Below are 17,257 nucleotides of genomic sequence, written 5' to 3' on the forward strand. Positions count from 1 at the left end.
CGCTGAGATTCTGTCGGTCGCTCCTGTTAGCGTGCCGTGCGTTGCCGATCATGGCCGATTTCTTGTGAACTCTGGTGAATGTCCTGCTACGGAGGGTGAGCCTGATGGGCTGGCTACCGGTGGGTGACTCGTACGAGATCTCCCTCGTGGACGGAAAGGTGGCGGCCCGGTCCACCGGCCCCCGGGCCTCCGGCCGTCCACTGAAGACCCTGCCGAAGGCGCTGCGCGACGATCCCGAGGTGGAACGGCTGCGCCAGCTCGCCCAGTGGCTGGACCGGCACGCCGCGCAGTGCCTGGCCCGGGTCGACTCCTGGGTGGTCTCCTCGCTGCCCGTGCCGACCGGGCTGCTGGCCCGGGTCTGGCCGGACCCGGCCTGGCAGGACACGCTGCGCGACCTCGTGGTGCTCGGGGACGACACCACCGAGACCGGCTTCCTGCGGGACGTCACCGCCGCCGGTGACCTGCGGGTGGTCAACCTCGACGGGGAGACCGTCCGGCTCTCGCGGGCCAGCGCCACGCTGCCGCACCCGGTGCGCCTGCCGGACCTGGCCGAGCTGGCCGGGTTCGCCGACGAGCTCGACGTCAGCCAACGGGTCGAGCAACTGCACCGGGGCACCTGGGGCCGGCCCGCCGACCTGAAGGACCGGGACACCACCCTCACCGACTTCCAGGGCACCGCAGTCCCCGCCCGGCTGGCGGCCCGCGCCGCGGCCCTGGGTTTCCGGGTCGCCGGCGCGCAGGTCACCTGCCGGGTCTGGGAGGCCGGCCACCCGGTCGAGGCGGCGCTGCGCTTCGACGAGGACTACTGGGACTCCGAGGCGACCCTGGGCACCCTGTCCTGGTCGGTCGTGGCGGGACCGACGCTGCGGTTGACCGACGTCGGGCCGGTGGCCTGGTCGGAGGGGATGCGGATGGCCACGGTCCTCTCCGGGGCCGTGACCGGGACGGAGGCGAGGGCATGACCGTGGTGACGACGACCGTCCCGGGCGAGGAGCACGGGCACGCCGAGAGCCTGCTGGCCGCCGGCGCGGTGCTGCCGGCCGACACCGCCGGAGCCGGTGACCGGGCCGTGCCCCTCACCGCGCGTGCCTACCGGCACCCGGCCCTCGGCGACCGGCTGGTGGTCCGGCTGGTCGACGCCGCCCTCGGCGAGGGCGAGGACATCGCCGTGGGGTTCCTCGGCCTGACTCCGGCCGCCGAGCCGGCCGTCGTCGGGTGGGGACCGCGCCGCCCGCTGGCCTTCCCCGAGTGGGTGCTGGTCCAGCACCCGGCGGACGGCCGGCACGCCCTGGCGGTGGTGCCGGAGCTACAGAAGCTCGCCAAGCAGGCACGGTCGCGGCCGAAGGCCGCCCTGGACGGGTACCAGAGCGTCGCCGACACCTTCGCCCGTACCCTGCCGCACTTCCTGCCGACCTTCTTCGAGCAGGCGGCGCGGGTGTTCCTGGCCGCCGGCCAGGACGCCTACGCGACGCAGTTGTTCAACAAGGCGCGTCGGGCCGAGGCCCAGCACGGCCTGCCGGTCGACCTGGACCGGTTGGACGAGGTCTACGTGGAGTTCGCCTCGGCCTCGGTGGTCTCCGCGACCGCCCTGGCCGGGTACGCCAAGGAACTGTCCGCCCAGTTGCCGGCCGACGAGGCGCTGGACCGGTTCTGCCGGCTGGCGCTGCGGGCCGCCACCACCGGCGTGGTCCCCTCCACCCCGTCGGCCACCGCGGTGAACAGGCTGCTGCGGGCCGCCACCAGGGACCCGGGCCGGTCCGGTGCCGCCGGGGTCGCCGACCGGGTGGCGAGCTACCTGACCACGCTGCTCCGGCTGCCGGTGGCCGCCGAGGCGCCGGCCGGCTGGTGGCAGGCGCACCTGCCGGCGGTGACCGCCCTGGCCGCCGCCGACCCGGCGGTCCGGGGCAGCCTGCTCGACCTGATGCCCACCGACCGGGACACCCTGGTCACCTGGCTGGCCCTGCTGACCGACACCGGCGCGCTCGCCGGCCTCACCGACCCGGACGCGCCGGCGGCGGCCCGGCCCGCCGACGGCGCCGTCGGCTGGCTGCGCCGCTTCGTGAGCCGGTCCAGCCCCGGCGGCCACCACCGGGTCCGGGTGCCGCAGCTCTACCCGCTGGTCGAGCGGATGACCGACCGGCTGCGCACCGAGCTGACCGACGGCGGCGAGACGCTCACCGCCGACGGTGACCTGGACCTGCTCGACCTGCTGCTCACCCTCGGCCTGCCGGTGGCCGCACCCGGGGAGCGGGAGACCCTCGACCTGGCGCAGTGGGTCCGGGTCGAGGGGAAGCGGGACCTGTCGGCGCTGGCCGGGGACGACCGGTTCGCCGCAGCCCTGCGCCGGGGTCTCGACCAGCTCGACGGGCAGCAGTCCGCCCTGCGCCGGCTGGCCGCCACGCCGGGTGTCCGGCCGCTGCTGACCGACTGGCTGCGGGACCGGGTCCGCGACCGGTTCGCCGCCGGCCTGCCGCACCTGCCGGAGTCGGTGCAGTGGCTGGGCGCCCTCCCCGTGGAGGCGTTGTGCCTGGTCGTCGACGACCCCGCCCGGGCCGGTGACCTCGGGCAGGCCCTGCACGTCGACCTCGCCGAGCGTGTCGCGCGCACCCTGCGCGGCGGGCTGTTCGACGAGGTGGGCTGGCCCGCCTGGGAACTGGCCTGGCAGGAGGTGACCGGCGGCGACCACGAGGTCGTCCCGACCTGTCAGGAAGCCTGGCCGTACCTGATCGTGGCCGGGCCGACGACGGTGCGGGTGCTCGACGCCGACGGCATCGTGCTCCGCCACGACCTGCGCATCCCGACCGACGACAGGTGGGGTCAGCCCGGGTACCACTACGTCGACGACCAACTGCTGGTCTACTGGCGCTCCAAGGAGCTGGACTACGACCTGCGCGGCTACTGGCACCGCGCGCCCGGTGAGCTGCACCCCGTCCGGGGTGTCCACCACGGCAGCCGGCCGCGCCGCAACGGGATCACCCTGCCGCTGGCCACCGGCGGGCGGACCACCGGCGACGGGGTGCTGCACGCCGGTGACACCGCCGTTCCGGCGGAGGTGCCGGTCATCACCGACGGCACCGGCCACTGGGTCTACCGCCACTGCGACGACGACGACACCCGCGGGTGGCGCGAGTACGACCCGGCCGCGAACAGCCACGGCCGGCGCAGCCTGCCCCGGTTCCTGGCCGACCTCCCGGTCCCCGGGAGCCGGCTCACGGAGTCGGCGAGCTGGCTGCGGCCGGCCCTGTCCGACCGGGCCACCCCGGCCGCCGTCGCGGTGGACGGTCTGCTCGGCTGGCGGGTGTCCACCCTGCCGGACGGCTCGGTACGCGGGGAGGACCTGGCCGGTCGGACGGTCACCGTGGCCCCGGGCCGGGAGCCGGTCGCGGCGCTGGTGCTGCCCGGCGACGACCGGCCGCGCGCCGTCCTGGCGAACTTCGTCCTGGTCGACCCGGACGGCGTGGTGTCGGCCGCCGGCGCCGTGTCGTCCGGCCGGGCCGGCGCGTCCGCCGCGATCCCGCTGCCGGCACCGGAGTTCCTCGGCAACCTGCTGCCCCGCGACCCGGCCGGCTCCGCCGCCCTGCGCCGGGTGGACCGGGACACCGCCGCCGACCTGTTCCAGGCCGCCCTCGACGAGCGCCGCGCCGCCCTGGCGGAGGAGGCCGCGCGGGCCGCCCGCCGGACGACGCCCCGGCCCCGGTCGACCGGCACCACGCCGGCCCTCGCCGCGACGGCCGTGACCGGTCCGGCCGGCACCGCCGCCGCAGCCGAAAAGGACCGCCCGGACCCGCTCGTCGAGCTGGTCCGCGCGACGGTGCCGGCCCTCGGCCACGACGCGGTGCTGGCCGGCGTGGCCGGCGTGCTGCGGCTGGCCGCCCGGGTGCGCACCGACCTGGACGCGGTGACCGAGCGGCTCACCCGGTCGCTGGCGGCCGCGGCCACGGCACCGCCGGTGACCGCCACCGGCCCCACCGACGAGCAGCTCGGTCAGGCCCTGGACGGGCTGCGCGGCTGGGCCCACGGGTCGCGCGGGCCGGCCCACGTCTTCACCCAGTTCCAGGCGTTCGCCGCGCACCGGTCGGCCGCGCCCGACGCCGAGGCCGTCGGACCACTGCACGTCGACGGGCCGCCGCTGCCGCGCGCCCTGGACTGGTGGCCCCTGCTCGGTGGCGTCGCGGCCGTCGCCTACCGGGCCGTCGCGGCGGTCACCCCGGACGAGCACCGGGAGACGTTGCGTGCCCTGCTCACCGAGCTGGACCAGCTCGACCTGAGCACGGCGACCGAACCGGCCCGGTGGCGCCGGTTCACCCTGCACCTGCTCGACGGCGACCTGACCGGCCCGGACGGCTCGCACCGGCACCCGCGACCGGGCATCCTGCCGCTGCCCGACGGCGCCTTCCTGGCCGTGCTCTCCGCCAGCGGTACGGCCACCGGCTACACCTTCGACGCCCTGTACCACGACCCGGCCGGCGAGTTCGCCGTACCCGAGCCGTACGAGGTGCGCGCCGCCGAGCCGGTCGGCGACGCCCGGCCGGTGGGCTGGCTGGCCGAGTTGCAGACGCGGTGGGCCGCGCACGGCCCGCTGCCGTGGCGGCCGGAGGCCGCCGAGCGCTTCGCCGACCTGACCGGGATCCCCCTCACCGCCGCGAAGCTGGTGCTGGCCGGCCTGCCGTACGTGGACTCGGCGACCGCCGTGCCCACGGAGCTGCGCGAGGCGCTCGGGATCAGGCAGGCCGCCGAGGTCAAGCTGGCTCTCGGGGTGCTGCGGGAGACCACCGGGCAGCTCCGGCGGGCGGTGCTGTCGGCGCTGGTGCCGCAGGACCCGGCCCGACTGTGGACCGACGGCCCGGACGTGGCCGCCGCCGCGGCCGAGTGGACCGCCGCCCTGGGCCGTCGCACGGCGGTGCCCGAGCACCTGCTCGCCGAGGCGGTGAAGGCGGTCCGCACCGGCTGGGGCCCCGCGAAGGCGTTGCCGGCGCTGCTCGACCCGGCCCGCTCGGCCGAGCTGAGCACCGACCTGGCCTTCACGATCCGGGGCGACCGGGCCCGGCAGGTCGACGGCGAGGCGACCGGATTCACCGGCGCGGTGCTGCACGGCACGCTCGCCCTGACCGCCTGGATCGCCCACCACACGCCGGCCGGCGACCCGTGCCGGGCCGCGCTGCCGGGCGTCCTGGGCGTGCTCCGGGACCGGCTGGCCAACCCCGGCCTGCTGCTCGACCTCGACCGGTACGTCGGCCTGTCCGCGTTCCGTCAGGTGGCCGGCAGTCCGTCGGAGACCGGGCCGGGCTGGGAGCGGTACGGCGCGATCGTGCTGGCCACCTACGACGACCAGCCGTCGCCGGCCCTGCGGCCGGCCCTGCTCGACGCCGACGGCACCGACCCGTACCTGCCGGCGCTGCGGGCGGACGCGGCCCGGCCGTACCCGATGGAGGCGGCGCTGCGCCTGGTCCGCGACCCGCGCTTCGCGGCGTTGCTCGACGACCCGGGGCCGCCGGCCGCCGGCACGGGCGCGGCGGACGGGACCTGGTGGCCGCAGGACCCGAGCCGGTCGGTACCCGACCTGGTCGCCGAGGTGGCCGGGGAGCACGACCTGGGCGCCGACGCGGCGGCGGTGTACCTGATGCTGCTGGCCATGCCGGACCCCACGGACCGCCGGACGGCGACCTGGACCGGCTGGAAGCCGGCCCGGCTGAAGGCGGCCCGCGCCGAACTGGCCGGCACCGACCTGGTCCTCGGGGCCAGCCGGCCCCGGGCCGGCCGGTCGCTGTTCCTGCCCGGCCCGTGGCTGCAGCGCGGCGGCGGGCAGGCGCCGATCGAGGGCTGGAAGGTCGCCCTGTTCGACCTGGCCCCCGACGGCACGGCCAGCCTCGGCGTGACCGTGCCGCTCGAACCGACCGCCGAGCTGTACCGGCGGGCCTGGCGACGCCTGCGCGACGGCGACGCGCCCCGGCTCGACACCCTGCCCACCCGGGGCGCCCGCCGCTGACGTCGACCGGGGCGGCGGTGCCGCGCCGACCCGTCCGGTCGGCGCGGCACGAACCGGGCGTCCCGGTGCCGAGCACCCCTCCGCACACCCCCAACCGCACCAGAGAGATCGAGGAAGATCCGTGTCCGTGACCGAGCACGTCCACTCCACCGAAGCGGCGGAGGATGCCGCCCAGGTCCTCTCCGCCGAGCAGCGCCACGCCGGGGAGTTGGCCTTTCTGGCCGCGTACGACGACGGGGCCCGGCCCCCGGGCTGGGCGTTGACCCCGCGTGCGGTGGTCACCTTCATCCAGGGCAGCGACGGCGAGGCGTTGACGCTGCCCGCCGACCGGCGCACCGGCCCGGCCGGCACCGGCCTGCCGGCCAGCATGACCATCGCGCCGAAGTTCGTCGGTGAGCGGAGCCTGGTCGAACGGTGCGTGGTCACCCTGGCCGGCGAGCGGGGCCTGCTGCTGGTCGGCGAGCCCGGTACGGCCAAGTCCATGCTGTCCGAGCTGCTCGCCGCCGCGGTCTGCGGCACCAGCGCGTTGACCGTGCAGGGCACCGCCGGCACCACCGAGGACGCCTTCCGGTACGGCTGGAACTACGCGCTGCTGCTCGCCCAGGGGCCGACGCCGCAGGCGCTGGTCGACTCGCCGGTGCTGACCGCGATGCGGACCGGTCGGGTGGTCCGGATCGAGGAGGTCACCCGCTGCCTGCCCGAGGTGCAGGACGCGCTGGTGTCCATCCTGTCCGACCGGCGGATGAACGTGCCGGAGCTGGCCGGCAGCGACGACGGCCTGATCCGCGCGGTGCCCGGCTTCACCGTCATCGCCACCGCCAACCTGCGGGACCGGGGCGTGTCGGAGATGTCCTCGGCCCTCAAGCGCCGGTTCAACTTCGAGACCATCCACCCGATCGCGGACGCCGACACCGAGACCGACCTGGTCCGCCGGCAGGCCACCGCCGCCGTGCAGCGCGCCGGCACGGCGTACACGGTGGACGACGCGGTGCTGGACGCCCTGGTCACGGTCTTCCGCGACCTGCGCTCCGGGCGGTCCGGCGAGGGTTGGGACGTGGAACGCCCCGGCACGGTGATGTCCACCGCCGAGGCGGTGCAGGTGGCGGTGTCGCTCGGCCTGGCCGCCGCGTACCTGCCCGGCGGGGACCCCCTCGACCTGGTGCCCGGCCACCTGCTCGGCGTGGTGCGCAAGGACGACCAGAACGACCACGCCCGCCTGCTCGGCTACTGGGACGGGCCGGTGCGCCGCCGCGCCGAGGACGGCTCGGCGATGTGGCGTCGGCTCTGGGACCTGCGGGAGAGCCTGCGGTGACGACCTTCTCCGCTCCGTCGACCGGTGCGGCGGCCGATCCGCGCGTGTCGGTCGACGCGCTCGCCGCGTCGGCCCGGCCGTACCTGATCGGGGTCCGGCATCACAGCCCGGCCCTGGCGGCGGTGGTGCCGGCACTGCTGGACGCCGCCGGGGCCGAGGTGGTCTGCGTCGAACTGCCGGCCGACTTCCAGCACTGGCTGCCGTACCTGTCCGACCCGGCCGCCCGGGCCCCGCTGGCCCTGGTCGGCAGCCACGGCGCGGACGGGCCGATGGGCTTCTACCCGTTCGCCGACTTCTCACCGGAGCTGGCCGCGATCCGCTGGGCCCGGCAGCACGACGTCGAGGTGGTCTGCTGCGACCTGCCGTTGACCGACCCCGGCTGGACCACCGACCCGGGCACCGACCCCGACCCGGGCACCGACCCGGGCGCCGATCCCGACCCGGGCGCCGATCCCGACCCGGGCGCCGATCCCGACCCGGGCGCCGATCCCGAGCCGGGCGCCGGCCCGGCGAGCGGACCCGACCGGACGTCCGGTGCGCCGGTCACCGGCCCGCACCGGTCGTACGCCACCGCCCTGCGCGCCAGCGGCACCGGCCGCGACGGCGACGACCTGTGGGACCGGGTGGTCGAGGTGCGGGCCCCGGGCTGCCCACCCGAGGCGGTGCGCCGGGCCGCCCTCGGTGTCGGCTGGGCGATGCGGACCGACAGCGTGGGCGGCGACGGGGTGCCCGCCCAGGACCTGGCCCGGGAACGGCACATGCGCCGGGTGCTGGCCGAGGCCGGCGCCGGCGGCCGGCGGGTCGCCGCCGTCGTCGGCGCCTTCCACGCTCCGGCGCTGGTGGCCACCGCCACCGAGGCGGTCACCCCGGCGTCGACCAGCGCCCCGTCGACCGTCGAGCCCGGTGCCACGCAGGCCGCCGTGGCCGTGGCCGGATCGACCGCCGAGGTCAGGGCCGGGGCGACGCGGACCGTCGCCGCGCCGGCCGGTGCGCCCCGGTCCGCCTCGACCCGGCCCGATCCGGGTGCCGGCACCGCCACCACCTCCCTGGTGCCGTACACGTTCGACCTGCTCGACTCCCGGTCCGGCTACCCGGCGGGGATCCGCGACCCGCGCTGGCAGCAGCTCGTCCTCACCGCCGCCGGTGACCCGGAACGGATCCGCGCCGCCGCCGCCCGGGCGGTCACCGACCTGTGCCGGGAGCTGCGCGCGGCCGGTCACACCGCCGGCACCGGTGAGGCCGCCGAGACGGTACGGCTGGCCGACGACCTGGCCCGGCTGCGGGACCTGCCCGCCCCCGGGCGGGGCGAGGTGCTGGAGGCGGTGACCACCGTGCTCGGCCAGGGCGAACTGCTCGGCCGGGGCCGCGCGCTGGCCACCGCGCTGGAGACCGTCCTGGTCGGTACCGAACGGGGCCGGACCGCCCCCGGCACGCCGCGGTCCGGGCTCGGCCCGGCGGTCGAGGCGGACCTCACCGAGCTTCGGTTGCCGAACCCGGACAGCCCGAAGCCCCGCGAGGTCCGGCTGGACCCGCTGCGCACCGAGCTGGACGGCCGCCGGGAGACCCTGCTGCAGCGCCTGCAGGTCTGCGGCGTCGGGTACGGCGAGGCGATCACGGTCACCGGCACCGGCGACGGTGCCGCCCTGACCACCCGCTGGCAGGTGGCCTGGACCCCGTCCGTGGCGGCCCGGCTGGACCTGGTCGGCGTCCGTGGGGTGACCGCCGCGTCGGCGGCGGCCGGCACCCTGCGGGAGCGGTTCCGCCGGCAGGCCGCCGACGGTGGACCCACCGCCGCCCACCTGCTCACCGGGCTGCGCGACGCGGCCCGGTGCGACCTGCCCGACCTGGTCACCGACCGGCTCGGCCTGGCCGCCTCGGTGCTGCCGGGCACCGGCACGCTGCCCGAGCTGCTGGCCGCGCTGGACCTGCTGGAGGCGCTGCGCCGGGAACACCTGCCCGGCACCACCGCCGAAAGCCGGGGCCGGGCGGCCGAGCTGGCCGTCGTGCTGCTGGACGCGGCGGTCCGGGGGCTGCCCGGCCTGGCCGGCAGCGACGCCCCCGCCGACGCCGCCGCCCTGGTCGACCTCACGGTGCGCGCCGGTGAGGAGCGGATCGGCCTGCGCCTGGACGAGGCCCTCGACCACCTGGCCCGGACCGGCTCGTCGCTGATCCAGGGCGCCGCCCTGGCCGCCCGGGTGCTGCTCGACCTGACCGACCCGCCGACCCTGGGCACCCGGGTGGCCGGCTGGGTCGACGCCGCGACCGGGCCGGAGAGCCGCCGGCACCTGCACCGGCTGCTCGGTGGGCTGCTCACCGCCGCGCACCCGCTGCTCCAGTCCGCCCCGGCCGCGCTGGACCCGCTGCTGGACCGGATCGAACGGCTCACCGACGCCGAGTTCCTGGACCGGCTGCCGGCGCTGCGCGGTGGGTTCGACGTGCTCACCCCGGCGGCCCGCGAGCGGATCCTGGACACCGTCGCCGACCGGCTCGGTGACCGGCTCGACCTGACCCTGGTCGCCCCGCCCGAGCTGCTGGCCCGCTGGGCCGCCGCCGACGCGGCGGGCCGGGCCGTCCTGCTCGCCCGGGACCTGCCGATCCCGGACGCCCCGACCGGTCAGGCCGCCGCCCCGGCCGGCACCGCACCGGCGGCGTCGGGAACGGCGACCGGACAGCTCGCGGCGACGGACCGGTGGCGGCTGCTGCTCGGCCGGCAACCCGACCGGTTGCCGGCCGACGCCCGCCGCTACGCCCGCGCCCTCGACGAGCTGTACGGGGCGGGGCAGGGGGAGGGCGCCACCGATCTCGGCCAGGCCGCCGGTGGCGGCCAGGAAGCCTCCTTCCCGACCGCGCGGGAGTGGGCGGCCGAACTGGAGGCGCTGTTCGGCACGGCGGTCCGCGAGGAGGTCATCGCCAGCGCGGCCGAGAGCGGCCGTACCGACGTGCTCACCGAACTCGACCCGGCCGCGGTACGCCCCTCGATGGAGCTGCTCACCTCGGTGCTGTCGCTGGCCGGCGGGCTGCCCGAGGGGAAGGTGGCCGCCCTGCGTCCCCTGGTCCGGCGGCTGGTTGAGGAGCTGACCCGGCAGTTGGCCACCCAACTGCGCCCGGCGGTGACCGGGCTGGCCAACCCGCGTCCGTCGCGCCGCCCCGGTGGCCGGATCAACCTCGCCCGTACCCTGCGGGCGAACCTGGCGCACACCCGGCGGCTCGGCGACGGCCGGACGGTGGTGGTGCCGCAGCGCCCGGTCTTCGACACCCGGGCCCGGCAGGCGGCCGACTGGCGGCTGGTGCTGGTGGTCGACGTGTCCGGCTCGATGGAGGCGTCGGTGGTGTGGTCGGCGTTGACCGCCGCCGTGCTGGCCGGGGTGCCCACCCTGTCCACCCACTTCGTCGCCTTCTCCACCGAGGTGGTCGACCTGACCGACCGGGTCGACGACCCGCTGTCGCTGCTGCTGGAGGTCCGCGTCGGCGGCGGTACGCACATCGCCGCCGGGCTGGCCCACGCCCGCTCGCTGGTGACCGTGCCGAGCCGCACCATCGTCGCGGTGGTCAGCGACTTCGAGGAGGGCTACCCGCTGGCCGGGCTGCTCGGCGAGGTCCGCGCCCTGGCCGCCTCCGGCGTTCACCTGCTCGGCTGCGCCGCGCTGAACGACAAGGGCGTGCCCTGTTACTCGGTGCCCGTCGCCGGGCAGCTCGTCGCGGCCGGGATGCCGGTCGCCGCGCTCAGCCCCCTGGAACTCGCCCGCTGGGTGGGCGACCGCATCCGCGGAGGATCACGTTGACGCAGCACCCGCCCATCGCCGTGGACGCCGACCGGTTGCCGCCGGTGTCGCCGCAGGTCGCCGCCGAGGCGGTGGCGGCCCTGCCACCCCGGCTGCACCGGCGGCTCGACGCCACCGTGCAGCGGCTGGCCGGCGTGCCGCCGGGCCGGGTCGACGGCGGCGTGTCGGTCGACTGCGGCCCCGAGGCGCTGGTCACCCTGACCCCCGGCGCGACGGGCGCGGTCACCGAGCCGGGCCAGGCCCGGTGCAGTTGCCTGCTGGCGCCCCGGTGCCTGCACCGGACCGCGGTCCTGGTGGCGTGCCCGGTCGCCGACCCGGCCGCCCACCCCGAGCCGGTGGCCGGCTCGGCGGCCCATCCCGAGCCGGCCGCCGACGCGGCCACCCCGGCCGGCCGGGCCGGTGCCGTCGCCGGCGCGACCACCGGTCGGGCCGGGGCGGCCGGACGCGCCGGCCGGAGCGCCGCGCCGACGAAGGCGCAACGGGCCGCCGCCGCCGCGCTGTGGCGGGCCGCCGCCGTGGTGCTCGCGGCCGGCGCGCCGGCCGCCGGAGCCGTCCCCCAGGCGGAGCTGTTGCGGGCCGCCCACAGCGCCCGGCTGGCCGGCCTGCCCCGGGCGGAGAGCGCCGCGCTCCGCCTGGTCCGTGGCCTGCGGGCGCACCGGAAGCGGCAGACCGGGCACCGGCTGGCCGACCTGGTCGAGGTGCTGCACGACCTGCTGTACGTGGCGGGCCGGCTGACCGCCGGCGACCCCGACCCGGCCCTGGTCGGCGTCCTCCGGCGGCCGTACCAGCCGGACGGCACCCTGGAGGTGCACGGCGTCTGCCGGGAACCGGTCATCAGCGCGACCGGGTACGCCGGAGTGGTCACCCACCTGGTCGCCACCGACGGGCGCCGGCTCACCTTCGGTGACGTCAGACCGGGTGGCCCGGACCGGGCACGCGACAGCGCCCGGGCGGTCACCGAGATGGGCGCGGTCGCGGTGAACCACGCCGTGCTGGCCCGTGGCGGTCTGCGGATCACCGGCACCACCATCTCCCCGGACGGTCGGCTCGGCGCCGGCAAGGGGGTCCGCGCCACCCCGCTCGCCGGGACCGACTGGTCCACCGGGCCGGTGGCGGAGCTGTTCGGTCGTCCGCTCGCCGAGGTGGTCACCGAGCAGCTCGCCGCCGACGACCCGCAGGACCCGGCCCGGGCGGGGACCGCGCTGGTCGGCGGTGACCTGGTGGTGGTGGGTGCCGTCGGGGACCAGGTGCTCGCCCGTGAGCTGGCCCCCGGCACGGACGCCGGGCCGGACCGCGCGCCGGTGCCGGGCGGGCCGGTGATCCGGCTGGTGCCGGACAACGCCCACCCGCTGCTGGCCCACGTGGCCAACCTGCGGCGGCTCGCCTCGTGGCCGGGTCTGCGGATCCGGGTGGTCGGCCGGCTGGATCCGCACCGCGCCGGCACGGTGCGTCCGCTGGCGGTCGGTCCGGTGCCCGGTGCGCGGACGACGCTGCGGTTGCCCGCCGACTGGCAGGGCCGGGCCGACCTCGGCTACGACGAGATCCAGGGCGGCCACCTCCCGCCGCGCGACCCGGCCGCGATGACCGCCCCGGTCCTCGCCGTCGAGGGCGACGCGGTCGCGGAGTCCCCGCTGTGGCGGGTCCGCCGGTTGGTGGAGCTGGCCGTCTCCGGTGGTCGCCGGGCCGTCGCCGAGGCGGCCCGGGGTGGGGAGGCCGGGCCGGCGGGTCCGTTGCGTCGCGCCGGCTTCACCACCGCCGCCGCGGTGGCCGCCGCGCTCGCCGACGAGTCCGACCGACGCGGGCGTGACGTGTTCGGCCGGCGCACCGACGCCGACCCGGACCGGTACGCCTGGGCGTGGCTCGCCGTGTCCGCTCATCTCGTCGCCGCCGAACGGGAGCTGATCCGGTCCTCCTGGACCGCCGTACCCGTCGGCTGACCGGCCACCGGGCCGGGGCGACCAGGCCCCGGTCCGGTGGCCGGCCCGGCGTCCGGGAAGGTAAGGCTTACCTGACCGAATCGTGGATTATTGCGGCTATTAGGGGAGATTACCCGGGCGTGGTGGGGGTATTCGGAAGCTCACACGGATCGCCAGGGAGGGGTACGACATGACGGACATGTTGGAGATGCCGCGGGTGCACGAGTGCACGGTGACCGACTGCGGGTACAACCACGACGGGTGTCACGCGTTCGCCATCACGATCGACGACCAGAACGCGAACTGCGCCACCTTCATCGACACGTCGGTCAAGGGTGGCTTGGACAAGGTGATCGCCCAGGTGGGGGCGTGCCAGCGGGCCGACTGCCGGCACAACGCCGAGCTGGAGTGCCACGCGCCGTCGATCCGGGTCGGCCCCGGCCGCGACGCCGCCGACTGCCAGACGTACGACCCGAGCTGATCGTCGACGGTCCCGGGGCGGTCGTCCGCCCCGGGACCCGGTGGCTCCGGGGTCAGTCGACCCGGCGCAGGACGTACAGGTGGGTGGCCTGGCCGGGGGTGAACTGCCGGTCACCCAGGTTGCGGATCAGCAGGGTCTCCAGCCCGGCGCCCCGGGCCAGCTCCTCCAGCGTGAACGGGTCCACCGTGTAGTGCACGTGGTGCTGGTGCCAGAGCGGCTCGTCCGCGCGGTACAGGGTGAGGAAGGTCCGGCTGCGGGAGAACGCCTCCTCGAACGCGTGCCGCCGCCGGTGCAGGCGCAGGCCGTCGCCGAGGTCCGTCTCGCTCGCGCCGACGTCGGCGTCGGTCCGCAGGAACCGGCGCGAGCAGTAGTCGAACACCAGGTGACCGCCGGGGCGCAGCGCGTCGGCGACCCGGGCCAGGCAGTCCGCCAACCGGTCCGGCGGCAGGTAGTTGAGGCTGTCGAAGCCGGAGACGACCGCGTCGAAGGGCTGCTCGACGGTGAAGTCCGCCATGTCGGCGACGATCCGCCGCTCGGCCGGGACGCCCCCACGGGCCAGCATCTCCGCCGACCGGTCCAGCGAGGTCACCTCCGCCCCGGGCACCAGTTCGGTGAGCACGCCCGTGCCGATGCCGGTGCCCGCGCCCAGGTCCAGCACGCGCGGGGTGCCGGGGGCCAGAACGGCCAGCTCCGCGCCGACGCCGAGCCGCCACACGGCGCGGGCGGCGGCGCCGGCGTAGCGCTCGTAGACCTCGGCGAGGTCGTCGTAACCCGCCCCGCGCCGGGTGCGGACGGTCTGCGGCGCGCTCATCCGGCCCGCTCCGTCAGCGGGACGAACGACGAGATCAGCACGTACGTGGGCTCCTCCTGGAGCTCGTCGTAGCCGGCGTGCTCGATCAGCGCGAACTGGAACCCGGCGGGTGGGGCGTCGCCGTGCTGCCGCTCGCGCACGACCGCGCCGGTGAAGTCCCGCAGGACGGTGTACGCCGGGTGCGCCTCCACCACCTCGGCGGTGACGGTACCCCGCTCGGCGAGCTTGCGGCCCACCACGAGCAGCTCCGCGGCCACGTCGAACAGGGCCTTCGACCGACGTCGGGTGGGGAACCAGACGGTGTGCGCCCAGGTCCGGTGGACCGGCTCCATCACGAACCGCCACGGCGACACCGTGCCGTCGTGCTCCTCCACCCGGTAGATCAGCCCGTAGTCGAAACAGGCCGGGTGGGGGGCGAAGAAGCGCCAGTTGGGCAGGAAGATGCCGTTGCGGTCGAGCCGGCGGACCCGGTTGAACATCTCCGACGGGTGGGCCGCCGCGACGCTGGCCCAGAACCAACCGGCGAAGGCGCCGGCCGCCAGGACGGTCACCAGGCCCCGCCGGGCCGGTGCGGTGTGCTCTGCGGTCATCTGTCTCATCTCTTTCTGCCGTCAGGCGGTGCGGATCGGCGGACGGGGCGCGGCGGAGAGCCGGGGGCCGCTGTCCGTCGGCTCCCGGCCCGCCCCCGGGGCGCCGTCCGGCGTGACCCGGCCCGGCCGGGCCGCCACCGCCGCGTCGACGAAGGCGGCGACCAGGTCCACCACGCGGGCGGCGCCCTCCGCCGTCACGACGACGGATTCGTGGCTGGTGTCCGCCACCACGTGCCGGTGCGACCAGGCCGCCGCCTGCGCCATCTCGTCGTGCAGACGGACCTGCACCGGGTCGAGCGTGGCGGTGCGCTCGGCGGTCAGCACCACCGCCGGTACGTCGACCGGGCGCAGGCGCGCGTCCGGGTGGCCGAAGAACGTCCGGACCGCCCGCCACTCCCGCCGGGCGGCGGCCCACATGCCCGGGTCGGCGTACTGGGCGTGGACCAGGTCCCGGACGTCGGCGGGGAGGTCGTCGACGAACTCCGGGCGCTCGGTCAGCACACCGAGGCCGAGGCGCAGCGAGACCGCCACCTCGTCGAAGTGCCGGTCGTGGAAGAGGGCGCCGGAGTACTGCGCCGCCGACTGGAGCAGCTCGTCCGGGTGCGTGGCGTCGAGCAGCGCGACGCCGCGCACCCGGTCCCCGAGGCGGTCGGTCAGGCGGGGCACCGCCAGCCAGGCCAGGTACCCGCCGAGCGAGTGCCCGAGCACCACCACCGGGCGGTCGCCGGCCTGGTCGGCGACCAGGTCGGTCAGGTCGCGCAGGGCCACGTCCAGGTGGTACTCGCCGGGCCAGCGGTACCGGCTGCTGCCGTAACCGGCCCGCTGGTAGGACAGCACCGCGAACCGTTCGCCGAGCCCCCGCTCCAGCCACACGTTCTGCTCGATCGTCGCGGCGAGACCGCCCTCGACGACGACCAGCGGGACGCCCGGCGCGGTACGGCCCGACCGGCGGAAGGTCAGTTCGTTGCCGGTACCGGTGGTCAGCCGCTGCTCGCCCGGCCGGCCGGCGGTGACCAGCGCCCGCCGCCTCCGGTGCGCCCGGTACGCGCCGGCCACCACCGCCACCCCACCGGCGGCGAGCACCACCGGGAAGAGGTCGTCGCGGCGTTCCGGCCCGCTGGCGGTGACCGCCCGCCGGGGACCGGCCGTGTACAGCACCGACGGGTGCAGCGCCAGGAAGGCCGGCACGAACCGGTGCAGCCCCATCAGCCGCGCGTTGACCACGTGGAAGGCCGCGGCGGACCCGACGAACAGCGGTGCCGCCCGGCCCCGGCCCAGGTACGCCAGCGGGAAGAAGCACTCCAGGGCGAGGACCGCCGCGCCGAGCACCCGCGCCGTGCGGGGGTACCGGCGCACCAGCCGGTACGCCTGCCGGTCGCCGTAGGTGTACGTGCGCAGCACCCCGGGCAGCGCCTCGCCGTTGCGCCACTGCGGGCCCAGCAGCTTGGCCCAGCCGGAGACCGCGTACGACAGGGTGCCCTGCGCGGCCACGTACCACAGCGCCGCGTCGACCAGCGCCGGCCGGTCCGGCACCGCGCGGGCCAGCGCGGCGGCGCTCTGCGCGACGAAGGTCGCCTGGTCGCTGCCGTCGCTGCCGTACGACTCGTGCGGGTAGAGCAGGGCGCTGGTGACGGCCAGCGTGGATCCGGCGGCGAACCGGGTCCGGCGACCGGTCGGGGCCAGCAGCAGCAGCGCGGCGCCGACCCGGAGCACGTGCAGGCCGGTGACGACCCGCCGGTCGGCGACCGCGCCGACGATCCGCCGGGCCACGCCCGAGCGGAAGGTGAACCGGGTGGCCTGGAGGGTGGCCCACTCGTTGGCCCGGCCGGGCAGCTCGCTGCGCGGCTCCATCAGGTACTCGACACTGGAGAGAAGCTGTCCCACCGCGGCGATCCGCTCGGTGGTGAGCAGGGTCTGCTCACGGGTCGGACGGATCGTGGGCAGGCGGCGCAGCGCCCGCGCGACAAGTCCCATGCGACGGCTCCCAGGTGCGGCGGCCGGTGTCCGGCCGGGGTCGGAGAGGGCCCGGGCCCGCCCGGTCGGGGGCGGGCCCGGGTGCGGTGCGGCGACCGGGTGGTCACCGCACCGGCCGGTCAGGCCAGGTTGCTGGGGTCGGTGGCGTTCGGGTCGGGCTGCCGTACGCCGGTGACCTGCGCGACGACCTGGGTGGCCACGTTGACCGTCCCGGTGACGATCGCGGGCGTGACGATGGTCGGCAGCAGCATGACGGGGGACCCGTCCTTGCGGCCCAGCCACGTCGACCGTTCCGCCCGCACGGGCACGGTCTTCAGGTACCTGCTGAAGTTGACGCTGGCCAGAGGGTCGGACATGGAGCATCCTCGATGTCGGTGCCGCCGGCGCCCGGGTGGCCCGGTCAGC

10 protein-coding genes are annotated in these 17,257 nt (G+C 76.9%); 6 read left to right on the forward strand and 4 right to left on the reverse strand.

Features of this window, described 5'->3' with window-relative positions:
* The first annotated feature begins 104 nt into the window (after positions 1-104).
* The 6 genes from ACQUFX_RS05395 to ACQUFX_RS05420 all read left to right on the forward strand — a co-directional run bounded on the left by ACQUFX_RS05395 (position 105) and on the right by ACQUFX_RS05420 (position 13,477).
* Entirely contained in the window at positions 105-962 is an 858-nt protein-coding gene (locus ACQUFX_RS05395) for a DUF4132 domain-containing protein (protein WP_428964914.1), read from the forward strand.
* Positions 959-5,986, forward strand: a complete 5,028-nt coding sequence (locus ACQUFX_RS05400) for a hypothetical protein (RefSeq protein ID WP_428964915.1) — start codon at positions 959-961, stop codon at positions 5,984-5,986. Before ACQUFX_RS05395 ends, ACQUFX_RS05400 begins: the two co-directional genes overlap by 4 nt.
* Positions 5,987-6,107: 121 nt before the next feature.
* Positions 6,108-7,298 (forward strand): ATP-binding protein, encoded by a 1,191-nt coding sequence (locus ACQUFX_RS05405; RefSeq protein ID WP_428964916.1) that lies wholly within the window; start codon positions 6,108-6,110, stop codon positions 7,296-7,298.
* The gene (locus ACQUFX_RS05410) at positions 7,295-11,080 is read left to right on the forward strand and encodes a vWA domain-containing protein (RefSeq protein ID WP_428964917.1); all 3,786 of its coding nucleotides are present in this window, start codon (positions 7,295-7,297) and stop codon (positions 11,078-11,080) included. The genes ACQUFX_RS05405 and ACQUFX_RS05410 overlap by 4 nt, the downstream gene beginning before the upstream one ends.
* Positions 11,077-13,017, forward strand: coding sequence for a hypothetical protein (locus ACQUFX_RS05415; protein WP_428964918.1), 1,941 nt, complete (start codon positions 11,077-11,079; stop codon positions 13,015-13,017). The genes ACQUFX_RS05410 and ACQUFX_RS05415 overlap by 4 nt, the downstream gene beginning before the upstream one ends.
* Before the next feature lie 169 nt (positions 13,018-13,186).
* Complete coding sequence (locus ACQUFX_RS05420) at positions 13,187-13,477, forward strand: DUF1540 domain-containing protein (RefSeq protein ID WP_428964919.1); 291 nt, start codon at positions 13,187-13,189, stop codon at positions 13,475-13,477.
* Between the two features lie 52 nt (positions 13,478-13,529).
* Here the strand turns inward: ACQUFX_RS05420 and ACQUFX_RS05425 are convergent, their stop codons facing one another.
* From ACQUFX_RS05425 to ACQUFX_RS05440, 4 genes are all read right to left on the reverse strand, one after another.
* On the reverse strand, positions 13,530-14,288 hold the full coding sequence (locus tag ACQUFX_RS05425; protein ID WP_428964920.1) for a class I SAM-dependent methyltransferase: 759 nt from the start codon (positions 14,286-14,288) through the stop codon (positions 13,530-13,532).
* Positions 14,285-14,878: a hypothetical protein gene (locus ACQUFX_RS05430; protein ID WP_428964921.1), complete on the reverse strand. Its 594-nt coding sequence runs from the start codon at positions 14,876-14,878 to the stop codon at positions 14,285-14,287. Before ACQUFX_RS05430 ends, ACQUFX_RS05425 begins: the two co-directional genes overlap by 4 nt.
* 21 nt (positions 14,879-14,899) lie before the next feature.
* Positions 14,900-16,852, reverse strand: a complete 1,953-nt coding sequence (locus ACQUFX_RS05435) for an alpha/beta fold hydrolase (RefSeq protein ID WP_428964922.1) — start codon at positions 16,850-16,852, stop codon at positions 14,900-14,902.
* A 119-nt stretch (positions 16,853-16,971) separates the two neighbouring features.
* Positions 16,972-17,208 (reverse strand): hypothetical protein, encoded by a 237-nt coding sequence (locus tag ACQUFX_RS05440; RefSeq protein ID WP_428964923.1) that lies wholly within the window; start codon positions 17,206-17,208, stop codon positions 16,972-16,974.
* Positions 17,209-17,257 lie beyond the last annotated feature (49 nt).

It is taken from the genome of Micromonospora fluostatini (genome assembly GCF_050410825.1).
In the GTDB taxonomy this organism is placed as follows: domain Bacteria; phylum Actinomycetota; class Actinomycetes; order Mycobacteriales; family Micromonosporaceae; genus Micromonospora; species Micromonospora rosaria.

Excerpts from the sequence above, each read along its gene's own strand:
- ACQUFX_RS05430 (WP_428964921.1), bottom strand. The coding sequence starts at position 14,878 with ATGACCGCAGAGCACACCGCACCGGCCCGGCGGGGCCTGGTGACCGTC.
- ACQUFX_RS05395 (WP_428964914.1), top strand. The coding sequence starts at position 105 with ATGGGCTGGCTACCGGTGGGTGACTCGTACGAGATCTCCCTCGTGGAC.
- ACQUFX_RS05440 (WP_428964923.1), bottom strand. The coding sequence starts at position 17,208 with ATGTCCGACCCTCTGGCCAGCGTCAACTTCAGCAGGTACCTGAAGACC.
- ACQUFX_RS05420 (WP_428964919.1), top strand. The coding sequence starts at position 13,187 with ATGACGGACATGTTGGAGATGCCGCGGGTGCACGAGTGCACGGTGACC.
- ACQUFX_RS05435 (WP_428964922.1), bottom strand. The coding sequence starts at position 16,852 with ATGGGACTTGTCGCGCGGGCGCTGCGCCGCCTGCCCACGATCCGTCCG.
- ACQUFX_RS05425 (WP_428964920.1), bottom strand. The coding sequence starts at position 14,288 with ATGAGCGCGCCGCAGACCGTCCGCACCCGGCGCGGGGCGGGTTACGAC.
- ACQUFX_RS05400 (WP_428964915.1), top strand. The coding sequence starts at position 959 with ATGACCGTGGTGACGACGACCGTCCCGGGCGAGGAGCACGGGCACGCC.